Source organism: Nostoc sp. 'Peltigera membranacea cyanobiont' 232 (genome assembly GCF_002245985.1).
GTDB lineage: Bacteria > Cyanobacteriota > Cyanobacteriia > Cyanobacteriales > Nostocaceae > Nostoc.
This window is the reverse complement of the sequence record NZ_NOLK01000033.1, coordinates 36,861-58,751: the sequence shown is the minus strand read 5'-3', so window position 1 is coordinate 58,751 and position 21,891 is coordinate 36,861. Positions and strand designations below refer to the sequence as shown.

Below are 21,891 nucleotides of genomic sequence, written 5' to 3'. Positions count from 1 at the left end.
AGCAGAGTAAGCACATCTAAACTTCTTAAATAATCACCCTATTTTTTTTTGCTAAAAATTGAGAAAACCTTTCCAAAGCTGTTTTAAAAAACTTGGGTTCAACCCCCAAGCCAACCCGAAAGTAACCCGGCATATCGAACGCCTCTCCTGCTAGAACTAACACCCCAGTATCTTCAACTAGTTCTCGGAAAAATGCTTCACTACCCAGAGTGCTGTCCTTGAGAAAAGGAAGAATCACAGTGCCTGCTTCCGGCTCAATCCAGCCAACGTGATCGCTTTGCCGCTCAACAAACTGACGAAATTGAGCCACGTTACTTGTTACCCAAGTCTGATATTTGGGCAAAATTTTCTGCCAGTTGAGTAAGACAGTGCGAGCCAGCAAGTCATTCAATGAACAGACTGTATGGGTGGTATAGTCCTTAAAGTCATGGCAGGCACAAACAATCTCTTTTGAGCCGATTAACCAACCAATCCGTAAACCAATACAGCCAAAACACTTACCCGGTGAACCTAACGCAATCACCTGAGGAGATTTGCCATAGAGGGAAGGCAAAATGCTGGGAGTATCTGTGTGGGGGATAAAGCGATAGTGTTCGTCTGCTAGAACATCTGCCCCATGCTTTTGTGCCAAAACTAGGATTGCTTGGACTTCCTCATTAGAAAAGACAATACCAGTTGGATTATGTGGGGTGTTGAGAACAATCACCTTTGTTCGTTCATCAACCGTCTTAGTAAGTTCTTCTAAATCAGGGCGAAAGTTATTTTCTGGGCGAAGCGGGATTTTACGCACTTCATATCCCAGGAACTCTGGAACCTCAGGGAGAATGTGAAAGGCAGGGACAAAAACGACAACATTAGCACCTGCAGTGTAACGCACATGAAAGTAAATCAGGATCGCTTCCGTTGTTCCAGCTGTCACTAGAATGGACTCTGGGTCAACACCGTCATAAAGGGTGGAAATCGCTTTCCTCAGTTCGAGGGAGCCATAGGTATCGTTATTGGCTAAGCTTACTCGATATAGTTCCTCTGGATCATCGAGAAGCTGGATTAAATCTCCGACAGACTGGTTGGCTACTCCGCTTTCACCAAGATTGTAAGATGCTTGTTCGTACTTACTTAGCCAAATTTCAAGGAAAGAAGGAATGTTCTTGATCATAACATACTTAAATAATACAACCTGGACAAGTGAATGCTTTGTGAATAATCAAAAGAATTGTGGAGCCAATACTGCGTAGGTTTTGGGATTTCTTAGTTGAGGCAAGCAGTATAAGAGCAGGGGGAGAAATGGAAGCCTCTGGTTGAATTTTTGCGAACCCTCCCTCAATCCCCTCCCCTGCTTCCCCTGCAAATCCTACGTAGTATTGGGTTGGGGGTCAATTCGTCATTACCCACTATCCATCCCCGTCTTCAGTCAGAAGACGGGGAATTCCGTGAAACTTCCGTTAAAATCCAGAATTAGCCTTTAAAATCTCTTGGATAGCTGCGCTGAGTTCGCTAACTGATGGTTCTTGCAAAAGGCTATCGTGAGTACCTTTTACTGTTCGGATGTAAACTTGTTGGGTGGTTAATTCATCCCAACCTAAAGTTAAGTTGTTTGGAAATTGTTTTGCTAGCGCTTCGGTTTTAAATAAGGAGATTGGAGCGTTAATTGCTTTGGGTTGAGAACTAAGACTTACTTGAGAATTAGCTTTAAAAACGTTAACTGATCCGGAAACAAGGTTTTTACCTGAATTGGGAGGCACAAGTTGATAGTGTCGCAAAATTTGCAGCACATATTCTAATCTTTGTACTTCATCCAAAACTGACATATCTTCGTAATTAAGTTTGATTTTTGCGTTAAAGTGAAGTCCAACTTTTTCGACAAAAATGATGAGTGAAGCAATGTCATCATCTGCGATTATCTCAGGTTTACTATCAGGTAATGGGGGATGAGTATCGATAATCAGGAGATTTTCTACACTTTCACCTGCTGCTTCTAATTGAGAGGCGATTTCAAAAGCTATTAATCCGCCTAAAGAATGACCTCCAATTAAATAAGCACCTGAAGGTTGTATTTCTCGAATTGCTTTGATGTAAGTGGAAGCCATAGCTTCGATGCTATTTAAAGTCCGTTGTTTGCCATCCAAACCTGGGGATTGTAGAGCATAAACTGGTTGATTGATACCTAATCGATTTGCTAAATACGAATAAACTAAACCATACCCACTTGCCGGAGGAGCTAGAAATAGGGGTGTTTGATTTCCTTTTATTTGCAGGGGAAGTAAAACATCAGAATCAGCCGATTCTCGATTATTTTCTAGATATAATCCAATCTTTTCTATGGTTCCTTCTCGGAAAAAGCTCAATACAGGAAGGGTATAACCTAACTGCTTTTCTATTTCTGTAATTAAACGGATTGCTAACAGAGAATGTCCGCCTAAGTCAAAGAAATTATTGGTGACGCTAATAGGGCTGATTTTAAGTACTTCTTCCCATATTTTCACTAATTGATGTTCTAATCCTGTGCGAGGTAGAATGCAGTTTCCAGAATTTACAAGATTATTAAAAGTGGTTACAGATAATGCTTTTCTATCAATCTTACCGTGTGGAGTCAATGGTAAGATTGATATAATTACAAATACATCAGGTACCATATATGCAGGTAATTTATCTTTGAGGAATTGGCGCAGTGTAATCGAGTTAGGCGCATTTTCGTAAGGGACAATATAAGCAACAAGCTGTTTATTACCTGGTTCGTCTTCTCGGATAGCAACTAGAGTCTCCTGTACTTGTGGATGTTGGTTTAATGCAGCTTCAACTTCTCCTAATTCGATGCGGAAGCCGCGCAGTTTTACCTGATAATCAACCCGTTCGATGTATTCAATATTACCATCGGTTTCGTATCGGGCTAAATCGCCGGTTTTATAAAGGCGGCTTCCTGGTTGCTCGCTAAAGGGATTAGGAATGAATTTCTCGGCAGTTAAATCTGCTCTATGGCAATAACCTCTTGCAAGTCCAATACCGCTGATATACAATTCTCCAGGTACGCCAATGGGAACTGGCTGTAAACTTTTATCTAGTAGGTAAACTTGATAATTTTGTAGTGGTTTGCCAATAGGAACCTGTCGTCCATCAAGTCTTATTAAGTTGAATGTGGATAAGTTACAGCTTGTTGCTGATACAGTCCCTTCTGTAGGACCATACTCGTTCACAAGTCGGGGATATTCGCCAACAGTTTTTTTCCACAAATTTACCCGTTCTGGAATTGCTCGTTCCCCTGCAATTACTAGCATTCTTAACGATGGTGGTAGTTCTAAGTTGCCTTTTCCTAGTTCAAAAGTTAGTTGATGCCAGTACGCTGTCGGTAATTCCACTACTGTTAATTGATAATCCCGACACTTTTGGATAAATGTAGATACGGAACTTAACATTTTATCGGTACGCAGTACTAAGGTTGCACCAGAAACCAGGGCGGAAAAGATTTCCGCAACTGCGCCATCGAAGCTAATAGAAGCAAAATTTAGGGCTTTGTCTCCAATGCTCAACTCGCATTCAATGATTCTTGCCTCAGTATAATTAACTAAAGCTTGATGTTGAATCATTACTCCTTTGGGTTTTCCGGTAGAGCCGGAGGTATAAATTATGTAAGCCAAGTTTCCTGGTTCAACTTGACAATTTAGATTTTTTGTAGCTTGGTGAGAAATGGCTTCCCAGTTTGCATCTAAACAAACTACGCGGCTTGGATGTATTGGAAGTTCAGCAATTAGCTTCTGTTGGCTCAATAACACCGATACCTGAGAATCTTCTAACATAAAAGCTAAACGCGCTTGGGGATAGCTGGGGTCTAAAGGTAAATAAGCTCCACCAGCTTTGAGAATTCCTAGCAATCCCACAACCATTTCCAATGACCGTTCGACGCAGATACCCACCAGCATTTCTGGTTTTACTCCCAAAGATTGCAGGTAGTGCGCTAATTGGTTGGCTTTAGTATTTAATTCTCCATAGGTTAATTCTTGTTCTTGCCACACTACCGCAACAGCATCTGGGTCTTTTTCTACTTGTATTTCAAACCACTGATGAATACATAAACTCTGCAAACGCTCTTTATGAGTATTATTCCACTCTCGTAGTAACTTATGCTGTTCTGTGGTTGTTAATAAAGATAATTCCTGTAACTGCAATTGAGGATTACTGACAATTCCCGCGAGCAAAGTTTTGAAATGCTCTATCATCCGAGTAATTGTCGCACTATCAAATAAATCGGTGCTATATTCCCATATTCCCTCTAGTCCTGCTTCTGTTTCCGACATCGATAAGCTCAAATCAAATTTAACGGTGGTGCTTTCCATTTCTAGGGGAGTTAAACTTAAACCAGGTAAATCCATGTTTCCTATGGGGGTGTTTTGCAAAACAAACATTACCTGAAATAAAGGATTTTGGCTAATATCTCGTTCCGGTTGCAGTTCTTCTACAAGTTTTTCAAAGGGCATATCTTGGTGAGTGTAAGCTTGTAAGGTTTTCTCTTTGATTTGAGCGAGTAAGTCTGTGAATGAGGGATTATGGCTGAGGTCAGTTCTAATAACTAAAGTATTGACAAAAAAGCCTATGATATCTTCTATTTGCCGATTATTGCGATTAGCAATTGGGGTTCCTACTAAGATGTCGTGTTGTCCGGAATACCGCATTAACAAGATTTTAAATACTGCCAACAATCCCATAAATATGCTTGCACGCTGGGATTCGCATAATTTTTTTAAACTTTGGTAATGCTGGGGTTCAACGACAAAGGATATTCCCTTTCCTTGGTAACTGGTAATCGTCGGACGGGAGTAATCTATCGGTAATTCTAAGGGTTGGATGTCTCCACCGAGTTCTTGTTTCCAATAATCAAGTTGTTGCTGTAGCTGGGTTTGTTCAAAGGTGGTGCGTTGCCAGTGCGCAAAATCAGCATATTGTAGAGAAAGTGGTGGTAAGGATGGTATTTTACCTTGACAGAAGGCGGTGTAAAATTGAGATAATTCCTTAACTATGATTCCAAATGACCAAGCATCGGAAATAATGTGATGCATCACCGCTACAAATACATGGGTATGTTCGTCTAATTTGTAGAGATATAAGCGCAGTAAGAAATCAGTTTCTAAGTTGAATGGATGTAAAGCTTGTTGTGAAACTATTTCTTGGATCTGCTTTTCTTGTTCGGATTCTGGTATGTGGGTTAAATCGGTCGTAACAAGCGGTATTTGATTTGACTGATGAATAACTTGAACCGGATTACCGTAATTATCCTGAGAAAAGTTGGTGCGTAATATTTCGTGGCGGTTGATGATATCTTGTAAGCTTTGGTGTAGGGCTTGTTGATTTAAATCTCCGTCGATACGGAAGCCAACAACAATGTTATAAGCTGGGTTATGGGGTTCTAATTTATCGAGGAACCACAGTCTTTGTTGTGCAAAAGAAAGAGGCAGGTTATGGCGATTTTTAATCGGCAAGATCGCGTCTTTTGCTAGATTGTCATCTTGATCGCTCTGAGATAGCAGCTTATCGATTTCTTCGGCTAGCTCGATAACCGTAGGATGCTCGAAAATGGCTCGCAAAGGCAAGACTATGTCGAACAGTTCTCGAATCCGAGAAACTAGCTTGGTAGCTAAGAGGGAGTGACCACCCAACTGAAAAAAGTTGTCTGTAATGCCGAGATGATCGAGGCCGAGAACGTCGCTCCACAACAGACACAACCTGTTTTGAGTTGAAGTCTGTGGCTCAACAAAAGATTTCCGAGCAATTGTTCTGGTTGGAGTTGGTAAGGGTAAAGAACGACGATCTAATTTTCCGTTAGAGGTTATGGGCAAGCGATCTAACAGCATATAAGCCCCAGGTCTCATATATTCGGGAAGTTGCTTGCTGGCTTGCTCCTTTAGCTCGTCAATCAAAGCTTTAGCAAAACGTCCTTTGAGAGGATTGAGGTAATAATTAGAGTGATCGCTACTGTCTCTGGTCACCAGAGGCATAATAATCGGACAGCGACGTTTTTCTAATCCCTCTCTGATTGTATAAAAGCAAACATCAAAATAACTAGGATCGCCATCGGCAGAATAAGTAATAATTACCTCGTAACCAATTTCTACAGCCAGATCGTGGAAGTCTCCAGGAACTACACCTGTATTGGTATCGCGATCAAGCAAATTCCGCAACTCTCGTACGGTAGCGCAATCTTCTAGATCGCGATACCAATGGCAAATTTTTTCGTCTCGCACCAACTGAGCATTTGGTATAGCGCGCCAACCAATAGCAAAATTTTGTTCTTTGGATAAGCTATCACCTTCGGTGCGGCGTAGCCGATCACGCACGTCGCTCAATCGGCAATTTTCGGTCTGCCAATCAAACCAAATGGGATTGACTGCATCTTTGTTATCTTTGCGCTCTCCTTGCTTGTGTAATACTACGTCGTAACGGTACTTAGTCATTTCGTTATTTGTCTTTTCCCGTTTCAAGTAAATTTCTACTCCAGCTATGGCAGGAAAAGTTCGCGGCAAATCAGCAAAGAAAATCGGATCGAGAGTTAATTCGTTTTCATTCTCGGCAATTAGTCGCACCTTTTGCTTAAAATCTTCTCGGTTAGTATCATCTGCTTCCCGCTTGAAAGCAACGCTAGCATAAAAGCAATCTAAGAGCAATAAATGGCGATTATCACCGATAAACAAACTTCCTCCTGGAGCTAGTAAATCCAATGCTCCAGCAATTACCTGCTGCAAATACTTTAGAGAAGGAAAATATTGAGCTACCGAATTGATAATAATAGTGTCGAAGTATGACTGGGGAAGACCGCTAAAATTATTCGCTTCTTGTTGTTGCAAGCGAACTTGATTCCATTGACCTTGATGCAGGATTTTTTGCAACCTACCGATTGCTTCTGAAGAAAAGTCCGTAGCCCAGTAAGAATCAACTTCGGCGGCAATGTTGAGGAGAATCATACCCGTACCGCAACCAATTTCTAACACTTTAATTGGTTTTAGGGATCTTATCTGAGCTAAAGTGTTGTCGAGCCACTGGCGCATTTCTCCAACAGGGATAGCTTTGCCATCATAACTGCTATTCCAACCTGCAATATGAAATGCTGCGTCGATCTCAGTTTCCCTACTTCGATAAGTTTCGTTGAAAGTATATTGCCATTCTTGGATTTGTTCTGTAATTAAATTTTCGTATCCAGGGATTTTAGCTGGGTCAGTTTGGGGTACGATGTAGGCGATCACTCTCACATCATCTTGGTGTTGCTCCCAAGGAATAACGCAACTATGGCGAACCCCAGGATGAGTTTGTAAAACTGCTTCAATTTCCTCTAATTCGATGCGAAAACCGCGAATCTTAACTTGATGGTCGTTACGTCCTAAATATTCTAATTCCCCATTAGCAAGATATCTCGCCAGATCCCCAGTTCTGTAGAGGCGATCCTGATCTTCAGAACTGGCTGGGTTAGGCACCATGCGCTCCGCAGTTAAATCCGGTCGATTTAAATAACCCCGAGCAACTCCTGCTCCACCTACGTAAATTTCCCCCGTAACTCCTGTAGCAACTGGTTGACCGTAGCGATCAAGAAGATAAAGGCAAAGATCGGGAATTGGTTCGCCAATAATGCTGCCTCTAGCTTTTTTGACATCGCGCCAACGAATGGGACGATAAGTAACGTGAACCGTGGTTTCGGTAATTCCGTACATATTTACCAGACGGGGAAAATCATCGCTGTGGCGCTCAAACCAGGGTTCGAGACTTGATAAATCTAGGGCTTCTCCGCCAAAAATGACATAACGCAAGTTGACTTCGCTTTCCCGACAAAGTACTTCTTCGGCTTGAATTAGTTGGCGAAAAGCAGAAGGTGTTTGATTTAAAACTGTTACACCCTCGTCGCAAAGTAAATTGTAAAATTCTTCTGGCGATCGAGTTACTGAATGAGGAACTATAATTAAATGTCCGCCAAAGAAGAGAGCGCCCCAAATTTCCCACACAGAAAAATCGAAAGCACAAGAGTGAAATAGAGTCCAGACATCTTTGTTGTTGAAGTTATACCATTTTTGAGTTGCCAACATCAGACGCACCACATTGCGATGAGTGACGATAACTCCCTTGGGTTTTCCTGTAGAACCAGAAGTATAAATAACGTAAGCGGCGTTATCTGAACTAATTGCTATTTCTGGATCAGTAGTTTTTTGTTTGGAAATCTCTTGCTGGCAATTTTCCAATAAAATCAAGGGAGTCTTCTGGGATGGAAGTTGGGATGCAAACTCCACCTGAGTTAGCAAAAACGATACCCCGCTATCTTCTAAAATGTAGGCAATTCGCTCTTGGGGTGATTGAGGATCGATGGGAACGTAAGCAGCACCAGCTTTGAGAATGGCTAGGATGGCTATTACCATTTCTAGAGAGCGATTTACCAACAATCCCACTCGCAATTCTGGTTTAGCACCGCGATCGATCAGATAAAGGGCTAATTGATTGGCTTGTTCGTTTAGTTGTTTGTAAGTTAAAGATTGGTTTCCAAAACTGACAGCTTGACGATCAGGATGCAAATTTACTTGTTGGCTGAAGGCTTGGTGCAGACAGTAGTCTACAGGAAAATTCTTACGGGGCCCAGAAGGTATTAATTGCTTGTACTCCTCAGGAAGTAAAATTGGTAAGTGACAGGTTGGTGTATCTGGTTGGGCTACTAAATTTTTTAGTAATTCGCAGAAGTGACGAGCGAAACGTGCTGCGGTCTCTCGGGTAAATAAATTAATGTTGTAAGATAAAACAGCGCTCAAACTGTCTTCAGCTTCGATAACAAAAAGTTCTAAATCAAAACGAGCAGCATTTTGACTTCCTATAGAAGTTATTTCTAAATTGCCTCGATCGAACTTAGGTTTGGGAGCATTTAACAGGGTAAAGGCGATCTGAAATAAAGGATTGCGACTGGTATCTCGTTCTACTTGCAGGCGATCAACCAAGGTTTCAAAAGTAACTTCACTACGTTCAAACGCTTCTAGGACTGTTTTCTTAACTCTGCTTACCAGAGTCCGAAAACTAGGTTCTCTAGACAAATCGGTGCGAATTACTAAGGTATTTACAAAAAAACCTATTAGTCTTTCGGTATCAATTCCCGGACGATTGGCGATGGAAGTACCGACAGTAATATCTTCTTGCCCGGAATAACGTGCCAGAAAGGTCTGAAAAGCAGCCATGAGAGTCGTAAAAAGGGTGACATTCTCTTCTTGGCTAAAACTGCGGATCGCATTTGTCAATTCTGGAGCTATAGTAAACTCAACCAGATCACCTTGGAATGATTGCAAGGCAGGTCGAGGAAAATCGGTGGGAAATTGGAGGATTGGTAATTGAGCCAGTTGTTTTTTCCAATAAAAAAGATGTTCTTCCCAAACTGAATCAGCTATTTTCTCTTGTTGCCAAATCGAGTAATCGGGGTATTGGATTCTTAATTCTGGCAGTGAACTTTTATCTCTTTTGAGAATCGATTCATAGAGAGACGCAAATTCTTCGAGAATAATACCGATCGACCATCCATCGGCAATAATATGATGGAGAGTTAGACTCAACAAGTGTTTTTCTGGTTCGAGTTGCAAGAGTCTAGCTCGAAACAGCGGACCTGCTTGGAGATCGAACGAATATCCTGCTTCAGAAGCTTTTATTGTCGATATCTGTTTTCCGATTTCATCTGCGGGAAGTTCGCTCCAGTTTTCAATCTCTAGTTCGCTTAAAACTTCAGGATGGATGTGTTGCCACGGTTCGCCATCGATTGCTACGAAGGTGGTACGAAGGCTTTCATGTCGCTGCTGTAATTGTTTAAATGCCTGTTTTAAAGCCTGTATTTGTAGCGAACCGTCCAATCGAAAAATGGAGCATATATTATAAGCCGAAGAAGTTGGTTCTAACTCGTAAAGAAACCACAATCGTCTTTGTTGAAAAGAAGCAGGAGTTCGTGTCAATCCACGCCGCAAGATCGGCGATTGCTCTGAGGTTAATTCAATTCCTTCTTCTTCTAAGAGCAATTCTAAAAGTTCTAAGTCATTTATTTCTGAAAAATTCATTATTCCTCGCTCAAATATTGAACACAATAATTGTTGTTGTTTTGTGTTTAGGTTAGACGTAAAAGTTCGGCATTAACTACTTCAATCTTAAGACAAATTTATACACCCTGTGCTTCATTTTAAAAAAATAATCCACTAATTTTCCAATATATATTGGCATAAATGTCAAAAATTAAGCTGATGAATTTACTGTATGCTAAAAGCCATCTGCCAGTCATATGATGAATAGAATAAGAGTTTCTCTTGTCTTTCCATTTGACAATTTCTCCATTTATTTCCATAGGTAAATCTGGTTCAAAAATATATCCAGGACAAAGACAAACTGTACTTTTTTCGTGATATTTTTCTGCAACCAGGCAATCGTTTAATAATATAGATCCGGTGCTATAGCACACGTAGTTTTCACTGTTACCAAATAAAATAAATGGATTGATTTTTTCACGTCTTCCTGACTTACGTTTATCTAATTCTTCAAAGACTTTCGTCCAAATTGGGTCTTGAGGAATACTGCCCATAATAGCATTATTAAATCCCACAAGTTTTGAAAATATTAATTCATAGTCTTCTAGCAAATCGTCTATAGGTTTGAGAAATTCTATGTCTATATCTATATAAAAACCTCCATAATGATACAGAAGAAAATAGCGAATAGCATCGCAACGTTGAATGAAATATGGATAAGCATCATATACTTCTAAAAAACAAGGATAATTCTGTTCCAAAAGCTTCGGCATTTCTTCTCATCTCAGAAATAATATTTCCAATCTGGGTGAATATCTAAACAGTTTGGCGATAACTAAGATAATTGGGGGGAATAGCTGCTTCGCCTTGATAATATATCTGATGAATAATTTTGGGAATCTTGTTCATAATTTAGAAACTCCTAAAATAATCTTGTTAAGAAAAAATCGTTAAAACAAAAACTATTTAGTTAGTTTGGTGTTTTTTCTTTTGTGAAATTTCAGCTTTTTCTTCAGGGGTCATTTTTTTCATCTTTAAAAACACTTTGGCTACTTTTTCAGTCTGATTCGATGCCTTTTCTCTCCTGACAATAAGCTGCGCTATGTTTTCAATTGTTTGAGACTCAAATAACTCTCTTAAAGAAAGATCGATCGCAAAAATTTTCTCAATTCGAGCGTAAATTTGAGCAGCTATCAAAGAGTGTCCCCCCAGTTCAAAGAAATTGTCTTTAACTCCTACTTTCTGAACCTGAAGAATTTCTTGCCAAATCAGCACCAGTGCTTCTTCTATAGCATTTCTAGAGGCGATGTAATTAGCACTAGTATCTGGGACAGAAGGTAGAGGCAAAGCGCGACGATTAACTTTTTGATTGAGAGTTAAAGGCATCTGATCAAGGAAGATCCAAGCCGATGGCAGCATATAATCAGGCAGTTTATTTGACAAGTACGATCGCAGAACCTCAGGGCTTGGTTGTTCTCTGGAGGATGTAGCCACCAAATAAGCAACCAGCCGCTTATCTCCTGCCACATCTGCTATTGTCGATATGATCGCTTGGGAAATTGCTGGATGAGTTTCTAAAACGGTTTCAATTTCTCCGAGTTCGATGCGAAAACCGCGAACTTTTACTTGAAAATCGACTCTCCCCAAAAACTCTATTGTTCCATCGCTTAAAAACCTGGCTAGATCGCCAGTGCGATACATTCGCTCTCCTGGTTGGCTGCCAAAAGGATTGGGAACAAACCGTTCTGCAGTCAGATCGGGTCTGTTACGATAACCCCTTGCCAGTCCGGCTCCGCTAACAAATAACTCCCCTACAACCCCTTCTGGAGCGGGATGGCCGGCAGAATCGAGAATATAGAGAGAAGTCTCGGCAATACCCCGACCAATTGAAACTGAGTCCTCTGGCTGTTTAACTACCTTAATAGCAGACCAGATGGTGGTTTCAGTTGGGCCGTAAACATTCCACAACTCTACTCCTTCTTTAAGTAAAGATGTTGCTAGTTCTACGGACATGGCTTCTCCACCACAAAAAGCTTTGAAGGGAAGGTTGGGTTGCCAATCGGCAGTTAGAAGCAGTCTCCAAGTGGTTGGAGTTGCTTGCATTACCGTCGCTCCAGAAGATTTTAGCAATCGAGCCAATTTCCCTCCATCTCTAGCCGTTTCGCGATCAGCTATCACTAGACGCGCTCCAGATATTAAAGGGAGAAACAGTTCTAGCAGAGAAATATCGAAGGATAAAGTAGTAACTGCAACTAAAGTATCGGCAGAGGTAATTCCGGGTTGTTTTTGGAAACTGAGGAGGAAATTAATTAAACAACTATGAGATATTTGCACTCCCTTGGGTTGTCCCGTAGAACCAGAAGTATAAATGATGTAAGCGAGGCGATCGCTGCGGGTAATTTCTGGTAGTGTATGCTCTGCTTCTGGAACTGTTAATTCTTCCGAGTCGATTAAAAGTATCGATGCCGAAGATTCGGGGAGCTCAGGAGCAATGCTTGTTTCGGTGACGATAACTGCCGCACCGCTATCCGAGAGCATGAAATCTAAGCGATCGCGGGGAAATGCCGGGTCGAGAGGCACAAAGGCAGCTCCGGCTTTGAGAATACCGAAAAGGGCGACAAGGAGCTTGGAGTGCCGCTCTAAGCATATTGCCACTGGAGTTTCTGGTTTTATTCCCAAAAGAAGAAGCCGATGGGCAACTTGGTTAGATTGGCGCTCCAGTTCAGCGTAAGTTAACCAGGTTATCCCCCACAGAACTGCTGGAGCATCTGGAGTTAAAGAGGCTTGCCGACTAAAAAGTTCGTTGACGGTGATCGCTGGGGAAGCAGAGAGATTTGAGTCAAATTGTTTGCTTGCTGGCTCTAGTTGAATTTTTGATAGTCCTATTTCCCCAAGAAATTCTAGGTCAGGAGCGGCTAGTTTTTCGAGAATATCGATAAAACGATCGAGTAGTTGTTGTCGCTGCTCTGGGCTACCTATTCCTTGTTGGAAGGCAATTTCGAAGGTAAATTCTCGTCCGGGTAGGGCATAAACGGTAACGGGATAATTGTTTTTCTCTAAAGAGCGAACCGAAACTATCGCCAGGTCTCCGGTATTTTCTCCCAAAGTATCGGCGATTGGATAATTTTCGTAAATGAGGATTGACTCAAACAAAGGTTGTCCCCGAGGGATTTCGCTCCAGCCATGAATATCTACCAAGCGACTGAAGGAATATTGATTGATTTCCAACTGGGGATCGCGAATTGTTGGCAACCAATCAGCGACAGCTTTAGCATTATTTAATTGCACTCGCAAGGGCAAGGTATTAATAAACAGACCGACCATCTCTCCAGAATTTGCCAGTTGTGGAGGTCGCCCTGACACTGTAATGCCGTAAACTACATCTTCAGAACTGCTATATTTGCTTAAAAGAATGCTCCAAGCTGCTTGCACTAGAACGTTAATCGTAACTCGATACTTGCGAGCCGTGGTTTGAAGTTGGGCGTAAGTTTGTTGAGATAAGGTTTGAGAGTAGGTTCTATCTTCTGCTGAGGTAGCTTTTAATCCTAAACTGGTTGCTCCTGACAAACCCTTCATAATCGATTTCCAGAAAGACTCAGCCGAGGTAGATTCTTGTTGCTGTAACCAGTGGATAAATTTGCGATACAGGGGCGGTTGGGGAAGTCGAGCGCTTATTCCTGTGATTTCTGCCTGGTAAAAAGCGATCGCGTCGCGAAAAACAATGGGCAAAGACCAGCCATCTAAAAGTAGATGATGGTGAGTCCATAAAAATCGCCATTTTCTCTCTTCAAGTTGGACTAACACGAGCCGCATTAAGGGTGCTATTTCGAGAGAAAAACCCTGCTGGCGATCTGTTTCTAGCAATTTAGCCCATTTCTTCTCAATTTCGTCTTCGGTGATGGCAGACCAATCTTGAGAAACAAAAGGCAAAATTACTTGTCGCTGGATTTGCTGCTGGGGTTGAGGTGAATCTCGCCAAATAAAAGCAGCACGCAGACTGGGGTGGCGATCAACACAGCACTGCCAAGCTCGTTGAAATGCTGCGATACCTACAATTCCCTCAATTTCACCAGTCAACTGCTGCAAATAAAGACCGTTTGAGGATTCGTAGTTGCTATGAAATAAAATTCCCTCTTGTACCGATGTCAGGGGATAAATATCTTCTACTTCTGTCAGAGTGGAAGTATATTCTTGCAAACGACTTGCTGTTAACAGAGCGAGTGAATGTTGATAAAAGTTATCTGCTAACTTTTCAATAGTTGCTTGACGATGTAAATTTTTGCTGTAGACAAAGCGGATTTGTAGTTTTCCGTTAACAATTAAACCAATAATTTCTAGTTGAAACGGACGTATTGCTTCTTGATCGCGAGAGAAGCCAGTATCTTCGTCAGCAGGAGAGAATGGTGCGGTTGTGGGAAAATTATCGTCGAATTGTCCTAAATAATTAAAGATGATCCCTTGAGGAATTGGCGGCAAAGTAGGAGCCAATTGCAGTTGGCAACTCAGTATTCCATAATCTAATCCGTTGTAGGGTAGTTTCTGAAACTGCTCTTTGACGGTTGCCAGGTTTACTAGGGGGTCATTGCTGCTTTTTTCTAATCGGAACGGGAAAAGGCAAGTGAACCATCCCACCGCATCAAAAACTTCAAGGTCGCTTAAATCACTATCTCGTCCGTGGCTCTCTAGGGCAATCGCCATCTCTGAGCGATTAGTCCAATCGGTTATTGCTGCTAGGAGTGCTGTTAATAAAACTTCCTGAATTCGGGCTTGGCAAGTGCGAGGCAGTTCGTAAAGTAAACTAGAGGTTTCTTGCTTGCTAAAATTACATTGAATTTCCCCGGCGGAAGCTTCTTTATTTTCTGACAAGGCGTCAGGAAAATCTAGAGGTAAAGAGGGATTATCTACTCTTTGTTGCTGCCAGAAATGCAAATTTTCTCGATCTTGGTAATTCTGAGTCAAATAATCGAGTCGCAAGGCCCATTGATGGAATCCGGCAAATTTGCTAGGTATGACCTCCTCAGACATAGCTAGGTCTTGTAAAATAACGCGCCAAGATACCCCATCTACAATTAAATGATGAATAATCAGCAGTAGTTTATCTTGTGTTTTAGTCTGAAAATGGACTACTCTAAATAAAGGCCCGCGTTCTAAATTGAGTTGAGCCTGAAATTTACTAGCGATCGTCGTAATTTGTGTTGGTATTTCTGCCTCGGAAATTGCTCTAAGATCGATCTTATCGAAACCAAATAAGTCTGATTCTGCTACTAATTGCTGTTTCCAGCCGTTGGCAGTTTTGGAGAATCGCAAGCTAAAGGCTGAGTGATTTTTGGCAATTTGCAGCAAAGTCTTTTCTAATCGATCAAGAGGGAATTGAGGTTTTAAATTTAGTAAAACTGCCTGATTCCAATGTGCGGGACGAATTAGAGACTGTTTAAAGAACCATTCTTGGATCGGGGTGAGGGGAATCTCGCCAGTAACAGGAATTGTCTGAGTATCGCCTACAGTCTGCGAGCGCCGGGTCTGTGTAGCTAGTTCCCCTATTCTCGAATGGTTGAATAAATCCCTTGGCGTAAAATAAATACCAATTGCACGAGCTTTGGCAACAATTTGCATGGCCAAGAGGGAATCTCCTCCAAGTTCAAAGAAATCGTCCTCGATACCGATCGGCGATATTCTCAGCACTCGTTCCCAAATTTCGCTCAAAATTCTTTGGGTTTCGTTTTGGGGTGCAATATAGTTTCTTTGCAGCGCCGTATTTTCTAATTCTGGGAGGGGCAAAGCATTTAAATCGATCTTGCCGTTGACAAGTAAAGGCCAATTCTGCAACGGTACGAACAGCGATGGCATCATAAAATCGGGAAGAACTTGCTTGAGTGCAGAACGCAATCTTACTTGCCAATTTTCGGGAGCTTGTTTTAGCTCTACATAAGCCACTAAGCGATTTACTCCTTCTTCTAAAACTACAGCCTTAACTGCCCCACGCAAGATCCAAGATTGAGCTTCGATCGCTGCGATAATTTCCCCAGGTTCGATGCGAAAACCCCTAATTTTCATTTGTCGATCCAAACGACCGAGAAATTCGAGCGTACCGTCAGGCAAATATCTGGCGCGATCTCCAGTTCGATACATCCGACTCCCATGGCGCTCGGAAAATGGATCGGGTAAGAAACTTACCGCACTGAGTTGGGGAGCATCGCAATAACCTCGAGCTAATTGCTCTCCAGCAACAAAAAGTTCGCCAGGAGTTCCGATCGGTAGGAGTTCGAGATTGGCGTCTAAAACGTATAAACGAGTATTGGGTACTGACTTGCCAATCGGGATAGTATCGGTATCTTCTCCCTCTCGACAAAAGTGATAAGCAACGTCAATAGTTGTTTCTGCTGGTCCGTAAAGATTGACTAAAGGAATGGGTAGAGTTGAGTGAAACTTTTGCCATACTCTTTGCTTGAGCGCTTCGCCGCCGCTAAATACCAATCTCAGGCTTGAACATCGAGGGAAGTTAGGTTCTTGCAGCAGAATTTCTAGCAGAGTAGGAACTACTTGTAACAAAGTTACTTTTTTGGCTTTGATCGTATTTATCAGATAGTTGCTATCTTGATGACCTCCGGGTTTGGCTATCACTAATTTAGCTCCAGTCATTAAAGCTGCCCAAAATTCCCACACAGAAGCATCAAAACTAAATGGAGTTTTTTGCAAAATTACGTCAGTTTTATCAACTGTAAAGGTTTTCACAAACCACTCCATATGCCGAGCTAAAGCATGATGAGAAATAGCAATCCCTTTGGCTCTTCCCGTCGAACCAGAAGTAAAAATGATATAAGCTGTATTTTCTCCCCGAATTAGTATGTCTAAGTTTTCTGCCGAATGGCTGGCAATTTCGTCCTGATGAAGATCTAAAGATATAACTCGATCTTTAGACTCATCCCCATAATCTACTGCTAGATTTGATCTGGTGAGAATAATTTTAATTTGAGCATCTGCAATCGTGACCTGGGTACGATCAGCAGGATAGTCGGGGTCGATCGGCACATAACAACCACCCGCTTTGACAACTGCCAGAATTGCCCACACCATCTCTAAAGAGCGTTCCAGACAGATGCCTACATTGCACTCGCTACCTACACCGCGATCGCGCAGCAATCTCGCCAATTGATTGGCTTTTTGGTTTAATTGGCTGGTCGTCCAGATTTCCCCTTCGTAAGCGATCGCTGGTAAATTTGGGTTTATGGCTGCAACTTGTGCGAAGATTTCATGCACCCTTTGAGTAGGTGGCGGGCTTAAGTCCAAGTCGAGATCGTCTCGAAGAATGACATTTTTATCTGCTGGAGTAATTATTTTTGCTGCGCTATAGTTAGCTTCTGGATTGGCAACTAAGTCAGCACACATTCTCGATACGTAATTGGCCATTGCCTCGACTTGACTTTCGTCAAATTCGTTGCCATCGTAAGTTATATTAAAATTCAGCCCTTGAGTGCTAACTTCTTCACTCCAACTGACGCTAAAAGGAATATTGGTTTCATCAAAAGATTGTGTCCCAATTAACTCCATCTCTGGAAAATCTACCAGTCCTTGATAAACGTGAAAGTGGACAAAGTTAAAAGAACTTTCATAAAGCGATTGATTGTGATGAATCCTTTGCATTTCTGCTAAAGGAAAGCGACGGTAAGGCATTAACTTTTGTTCGACGCTCCAAGTAGCACGAATCAAGTCAAGCCAAGAGCCTTTGGGAAGTTCGAGGCGAAAAGGAATAGTATTGAGGAACAATCCTAAAAGGCGATCGCCATCTGCAACTTCTGGTCTGCCATTAGTTACCAATCCTGTAACTACTTCATTTTCTCCCCCACAGAAAGAAAGAAGACGCAAATGAACTGCTAGCAAAATTGTTTTAATTGGAATTCCCAACTGACGAGCTAGCGATCGCAACTTCTGAGCAACTTCATCGTTTAAGGTGAGATTGATTTTACAGATTCCCGATTTCTTTGTTTCAGGGAGGCGCGGTAGCCTAGTAAAAGGAATCCCTGCCAGTTGTTTTTGCCAAAATTCTCTTTGTTTGGCGTCGGCAATAGCTTGTCGTTCTAAGGCAACAAATTTAGCGTAGGATAGGTTCCGTGGCAAAGGAGGGGTTAGGGGGACTTTGCCTTTGAGCAAATGAAAATATAAAGTGGTAAGTTGGGTAATAAAATTAGCCAGACTCCAACCGTCGAGAATAGCATGGTGTATGGCTAAAGTTGCTTGCACCAGATTGCGATCAAGCAGATGAAGGTGAAACCTCATTAATGGAGCTTTTTGCCAATCAAATTGAGTTTGACGTTCTTGGGTAATAAAGGATTGCAAGTAGTTTTCCCGTTCCGATTCGCTCTGAGAGATTAAATCTGCAAATTGAATCTTGGCTGAGACTCGATCAAGAATTACTTGCAATGGCTGGCTGAATTCTCCCAGATAAAGGGCTGTCCGCAAAATTGGATGTTTTGCTAACATTTGATCGTAGGCCTGCTGCCATATTTCGAGGTGAAAAGGAATGCGAATCCGAAAACTAAAAACGTCGTTGTAGGCAGTTGCTTTTGCAGTGTAATTGCTATGAAAGAGCATCCCAGCTTGCAATTGTGCTAAGGGATAGGCATCTACTACACCCATCTTTTCAAGTTGGGCTCTATCTTCGGGAGCAATTTGCGTGAAAGGTTGCTCTTGTTCGAGCTTATTGATCGCAGCTTTTTCTGCTTCTGGGGTAATTGCTGAGGCTAAATTAGCCAGTACGGGAAAAGAAAATATTTGTGAAAGTTCTACCTTTAATCCTTCTGCTTCTGCTAAAGAACAAACTCGAATGCTGCGGATCGAATCCCCTCCTAAGACAAAATAATTATCAAAGCGTCCTACTTTGGTTACTCCCAGAACTTTTTGCCAGATTTGAGCTAGTATTAGTTCTTCTTGAGTGACTGGAGCGACAAAAGTCGTGTTGAGATTGGCTCTATCCATCTCAGGATCTGGTAGTGCTTGACGATCAACTTTGCCATTAGCTGTGAGGGGCAATCGCTCTAAATAGACAAAATAAGAGGGAATTGCGTAATCTGGTAGGTGCTGCTGAAGACGATCGCGCAAACTTTCAATCGTGGGTTTACTGTCGGTCGAGCAAACTAAATAAGCAATTAAATGTTTTTCGTTATTTGCATCGCTGCGAACCACAACGATGTTTTCTTTTACCTCAGAAACCCTAGCGATCGCCGCTTCGATCTCGCCAATTTCGATCCGAAAACCGCGAATTTTGACTTGTCGATCAATCCTGCCTAAATACTCTAGATCACCGTCGGGAAGAAAGCGACCTAAATCTCCAGTACGATATAAACGCCCTTTAACATCTCCAGAGAAGCGATCGGGCAGGAAGCGTAAAGCATTTTCTTTTGGTCGATTGAGATAACACCGCGCCACTCCAGCTCCTCCGACATACATTTCTCCGGCTACCCCTGGAGGCAGAAGGTTACCATCGGCATCGGCGACATAAAGGGAAATATCTGGAATTGGCTTGCCGATGACGCTAGCTGAGGTATTTTCTACATCTTGATGGCTAATCGGGCGATAGGTAACGTGTACGGTAGTTTCAGTAATGCCGTACATATTCACGAGATGTGTTTTGGCTTCGCCGTGGCGCTCAAACCAGGGTTGGAGAGTAGATAAATTGAGCGCTTCACCGCCAAAGATAATCAAACGCAAAGTAGTCGGTTCTAAAGTTGGTAACTGCTCTTCGGCTAGCAATAATTGCACGAATGCCGATGGAGTTTGATTGAGTACGGTAACTTGACGATCGCGAATGAGTTCTAAAAAGCGTTTCGAGTCGCGGCTAACTTGATAGGGTATAATCTCTAAACGCCCTCCGTAAAGCAACGCTCCCCAAATTTCCCAGACAGAAAAGTCGAACGCACAGGAATGGAAAAATGTCCAGACATCTTGGCAATCGAATTCAAACCAATGTTCCGTACTGCTAAACAAACGGGTAACGTTATTTTGCGTGATGAGTACTCCTTTTGGTTTGCCGGTGGAACCGGAGGTGTAAATTACATAAGCACCGTTTTCTGATTGCAGAGATGCTGTTACAACTGGTTCGCTACTTACTTGTTTGTAGGGGGCATTTTTTTGATCGAGACAAATTGCCGATACGGATTTTGGCAGTAGAGAAGCAAATGCGGTAGAAGTGAGAATTAGTTCTGCTTGGCAATCAGAAACGATAAATTCAATTCTTTCTTTCGGATAAGCGGGATCTACTGGAATGTAAACCCCCCCTGCTTTAACTACGCCGAGCATGGCTACAATTAGTTCCCAAGAGCGTTCTAAACACAGAACTACTCGTTTTTCTGGTTCTATGCCTTGTTTTTGCAAAAAGCGAGCAATTTGGTTAGAAAGAATGTCTATTTCTTCATAAGTAAGATTGTCTTCTTCCCAAGCAAGGGCAACTCGATGGCTATATTTGCTAGCAGCAGTAGCAAAACGACTCGTTAAAGTTGCCCCCGCGCTTCTAATTTCTGTCTGGGGTTTAGCTGCAACGGGAAGTTCCCTCGAAGGAAAAAGGGACAAAGAACTTAAAAGCCCTTCATTATTATTTGCAGCATTAATTAAAAGATTCTTCCAGTGTTGTAGGAGTAGTTCCATTCCTACCGGATCGAAACTTTCCGATCTGTAAGTTAATTTAAATAACAGTTCGTCTCCTGGAATTACTACCACAGTGAGGGGATAGTGGGTAGTTTCCCAAAAAGATATCTCTGCCACATCCAAACCAAAATCTTCTGCTTTTAAAGATTTATCGAAGGGAAAATTTTCAAAGGCCAGCAGACTTTCAAATAGTGGTTGTCCCCGAGGTACGTCGCTCCATTCTTGAATATTCGAGAGACTGGAGTACTCAAACTGACGCATTTCCACTTGCTTTTGTTGCAGCATTTGTAACCATTGATCGAGTCTTTCTGCTCCAGAGACTAAAACTCTTAATGGCAAAGTATTAATAAACGGACCAACAGTTCTTTCTATCCCCCTCAGATCCGTCGGTCTTCCTGCCACTATAATCCCAAAAACAATATCCTCGTTGCGGCTGTAACGGTTAAGCAAGATAGCCCAGGTCCCTTGAATAATCGTGTTTAAGGTAACTTGACAATGACGAGCTAATTTTTGGATTAAAGCAGTTTCAGCAGGATCTAATTTTAGTTTCAGTTCCGCTTTGCTTCGCGAAGTGGTTTGTTGTCTGGCTGGCATCATCATTAAAGGAGTATGACTGCTAAATCCTTTTATATAGCTGCGCCAAAAATTTTCTGCATCCTGGGGATTTTTTTGTTTTAACCAGGCCAGAAAATCTTTGTAAGGGCGAACTGGTGGCAAAGAAATATCTTTTCCTTGCTGTACTGCTTGATGTAAGTGCAAAAACTCCTGCATTAATGGGGTTTGCGACCATCCATCGAGAAGCAAATGATGGTGACTCCAGATTAATTGCCAAGATGTTTGGTTCAGACGAATCAAACTAACTCGCATCAATGGAGGTTGATCGAGTACGAATCCTCTGCGGCGATCTGCTGCTAAAAAATCCTCTAAGCGCTTATTTAAATCTGTTTGGTTCAAACCGCTCCAGTCTTGTTGCTCTATCTGAAAAGTCAGATCCCTGAACAATACTTGTACTGGTTCTTTTTGTCCTTTGATGATGATCGCGGTTCGCAAAATCTGATGGCGATCAACTAAGGTTTGCCATGCCTGATTGACCGCATCTACAGAAACATTTCCTTCTAAGCGGCAATTTAATTGCTGAAAATAAACCGCAGATTCAGGTTCGTAAAGAGAATGAAATAGCAAACCTTTTTGTAAAGGAGTTAGAGGCAGAATATCTTCGATTTTTTCTTTTAAGTTTACGTTCATA

Annotated in this window: 4 protein-coding genes; all 4 read right to left on the bottom strand. The window is 42.0% G+C overall.

The features are described 5' to 3' along the window. Nucleotides 1-25: 25 nt before the first annotated feature. The 4 genes from gntC to CDG79_RS13780 all read right to left on the bottom strand — a co-directional run bounded on the left by gntC (nucleotide 26) and on the right by CDG79_RS13780 (nucleotide 21,890). Nucleotides 26-1,156, bottom strand: a complete 1,131-nt coding sequence (gene gntC / locus CDG79_RS13795) for a guanitoxin biosynthesis PLP-dependent (S)-gamma-hydroxy-L-arginine cyclodehydratase GntC (protein ID WP_094342619.1) — start codon at nucleotides 1,154-1,156, stop codon at nucleotides 26-28. Between the two features lie 286 nt (nucleotides 1,157-1,442). After that, the gene (locus CDG79_RS13790) at nucleotides 1,443-10,046 is read right to left on the bottom strand and encodes a non-ribosomal peptide synthetase (RefSeq protein ID WP_223278137.1); all 8,604 of its coding nucleotides are present in this window, start codon (nucleotides 10,044-10,046) and stop codon (nucleotides 1,443-1,445) included. Nucleotides 10,047-10,165: 119 nt separating this feature from the next. Next, complete coding sequence (locus tag CDG79_RS13785; protein ID WP_094342618.1) at nucleotides 10,166-10,780, bottom strand: glycosyltransferase family 32 protein; 615 nt, start codon at nucleotides 10,778-10,780, stop codon at nucleotides 10,166-10,168. A gap of 193 nt (nucleotides 10,781-10,973) precedes the next feature. Next, entirely contained in the window at nucleotides 10,974-21,890 is a 10,917-nt protein-coding gene (locus CDG79_RS13780) for a non-ribosomal peptide synthetase (protein ID WP_094342617.1), read from the bottom strand. Between the last annotated feature and the right edge of the window lies 1 nt (nucleotide 21,891).

Coding starts and splice junctions, on each gene's coding strand:
- gntC (WP_094342619.1), bottom strand. CDS start 1,156: ATGATCAAGAACATTCCTTCTTTCCTTGAAATTTGGCTAAGTAAGTAC.
- CDG79_RS13790 (WP_223278137.1), bottom strand. CDS start 10,046: ATGAATTTTTCAGAAATAAATGACTTAGAACTTTTAGAATTGCTCTTA.
- CDG79_RS13785 (WP_094342618.1), bottom strand. CDS start 10,780: ATGCCGAAGCTTTTGGAACAGAATTATCCTTGTTTTTTAGAAGTATAT.
- CDG79_RS13780 (WP_094342617.1), bottom strand. CDS start 21,890: ATGAACGTAAACTTAAAAGAAAAAATCGAAGATATTCTGCCTCTAACT.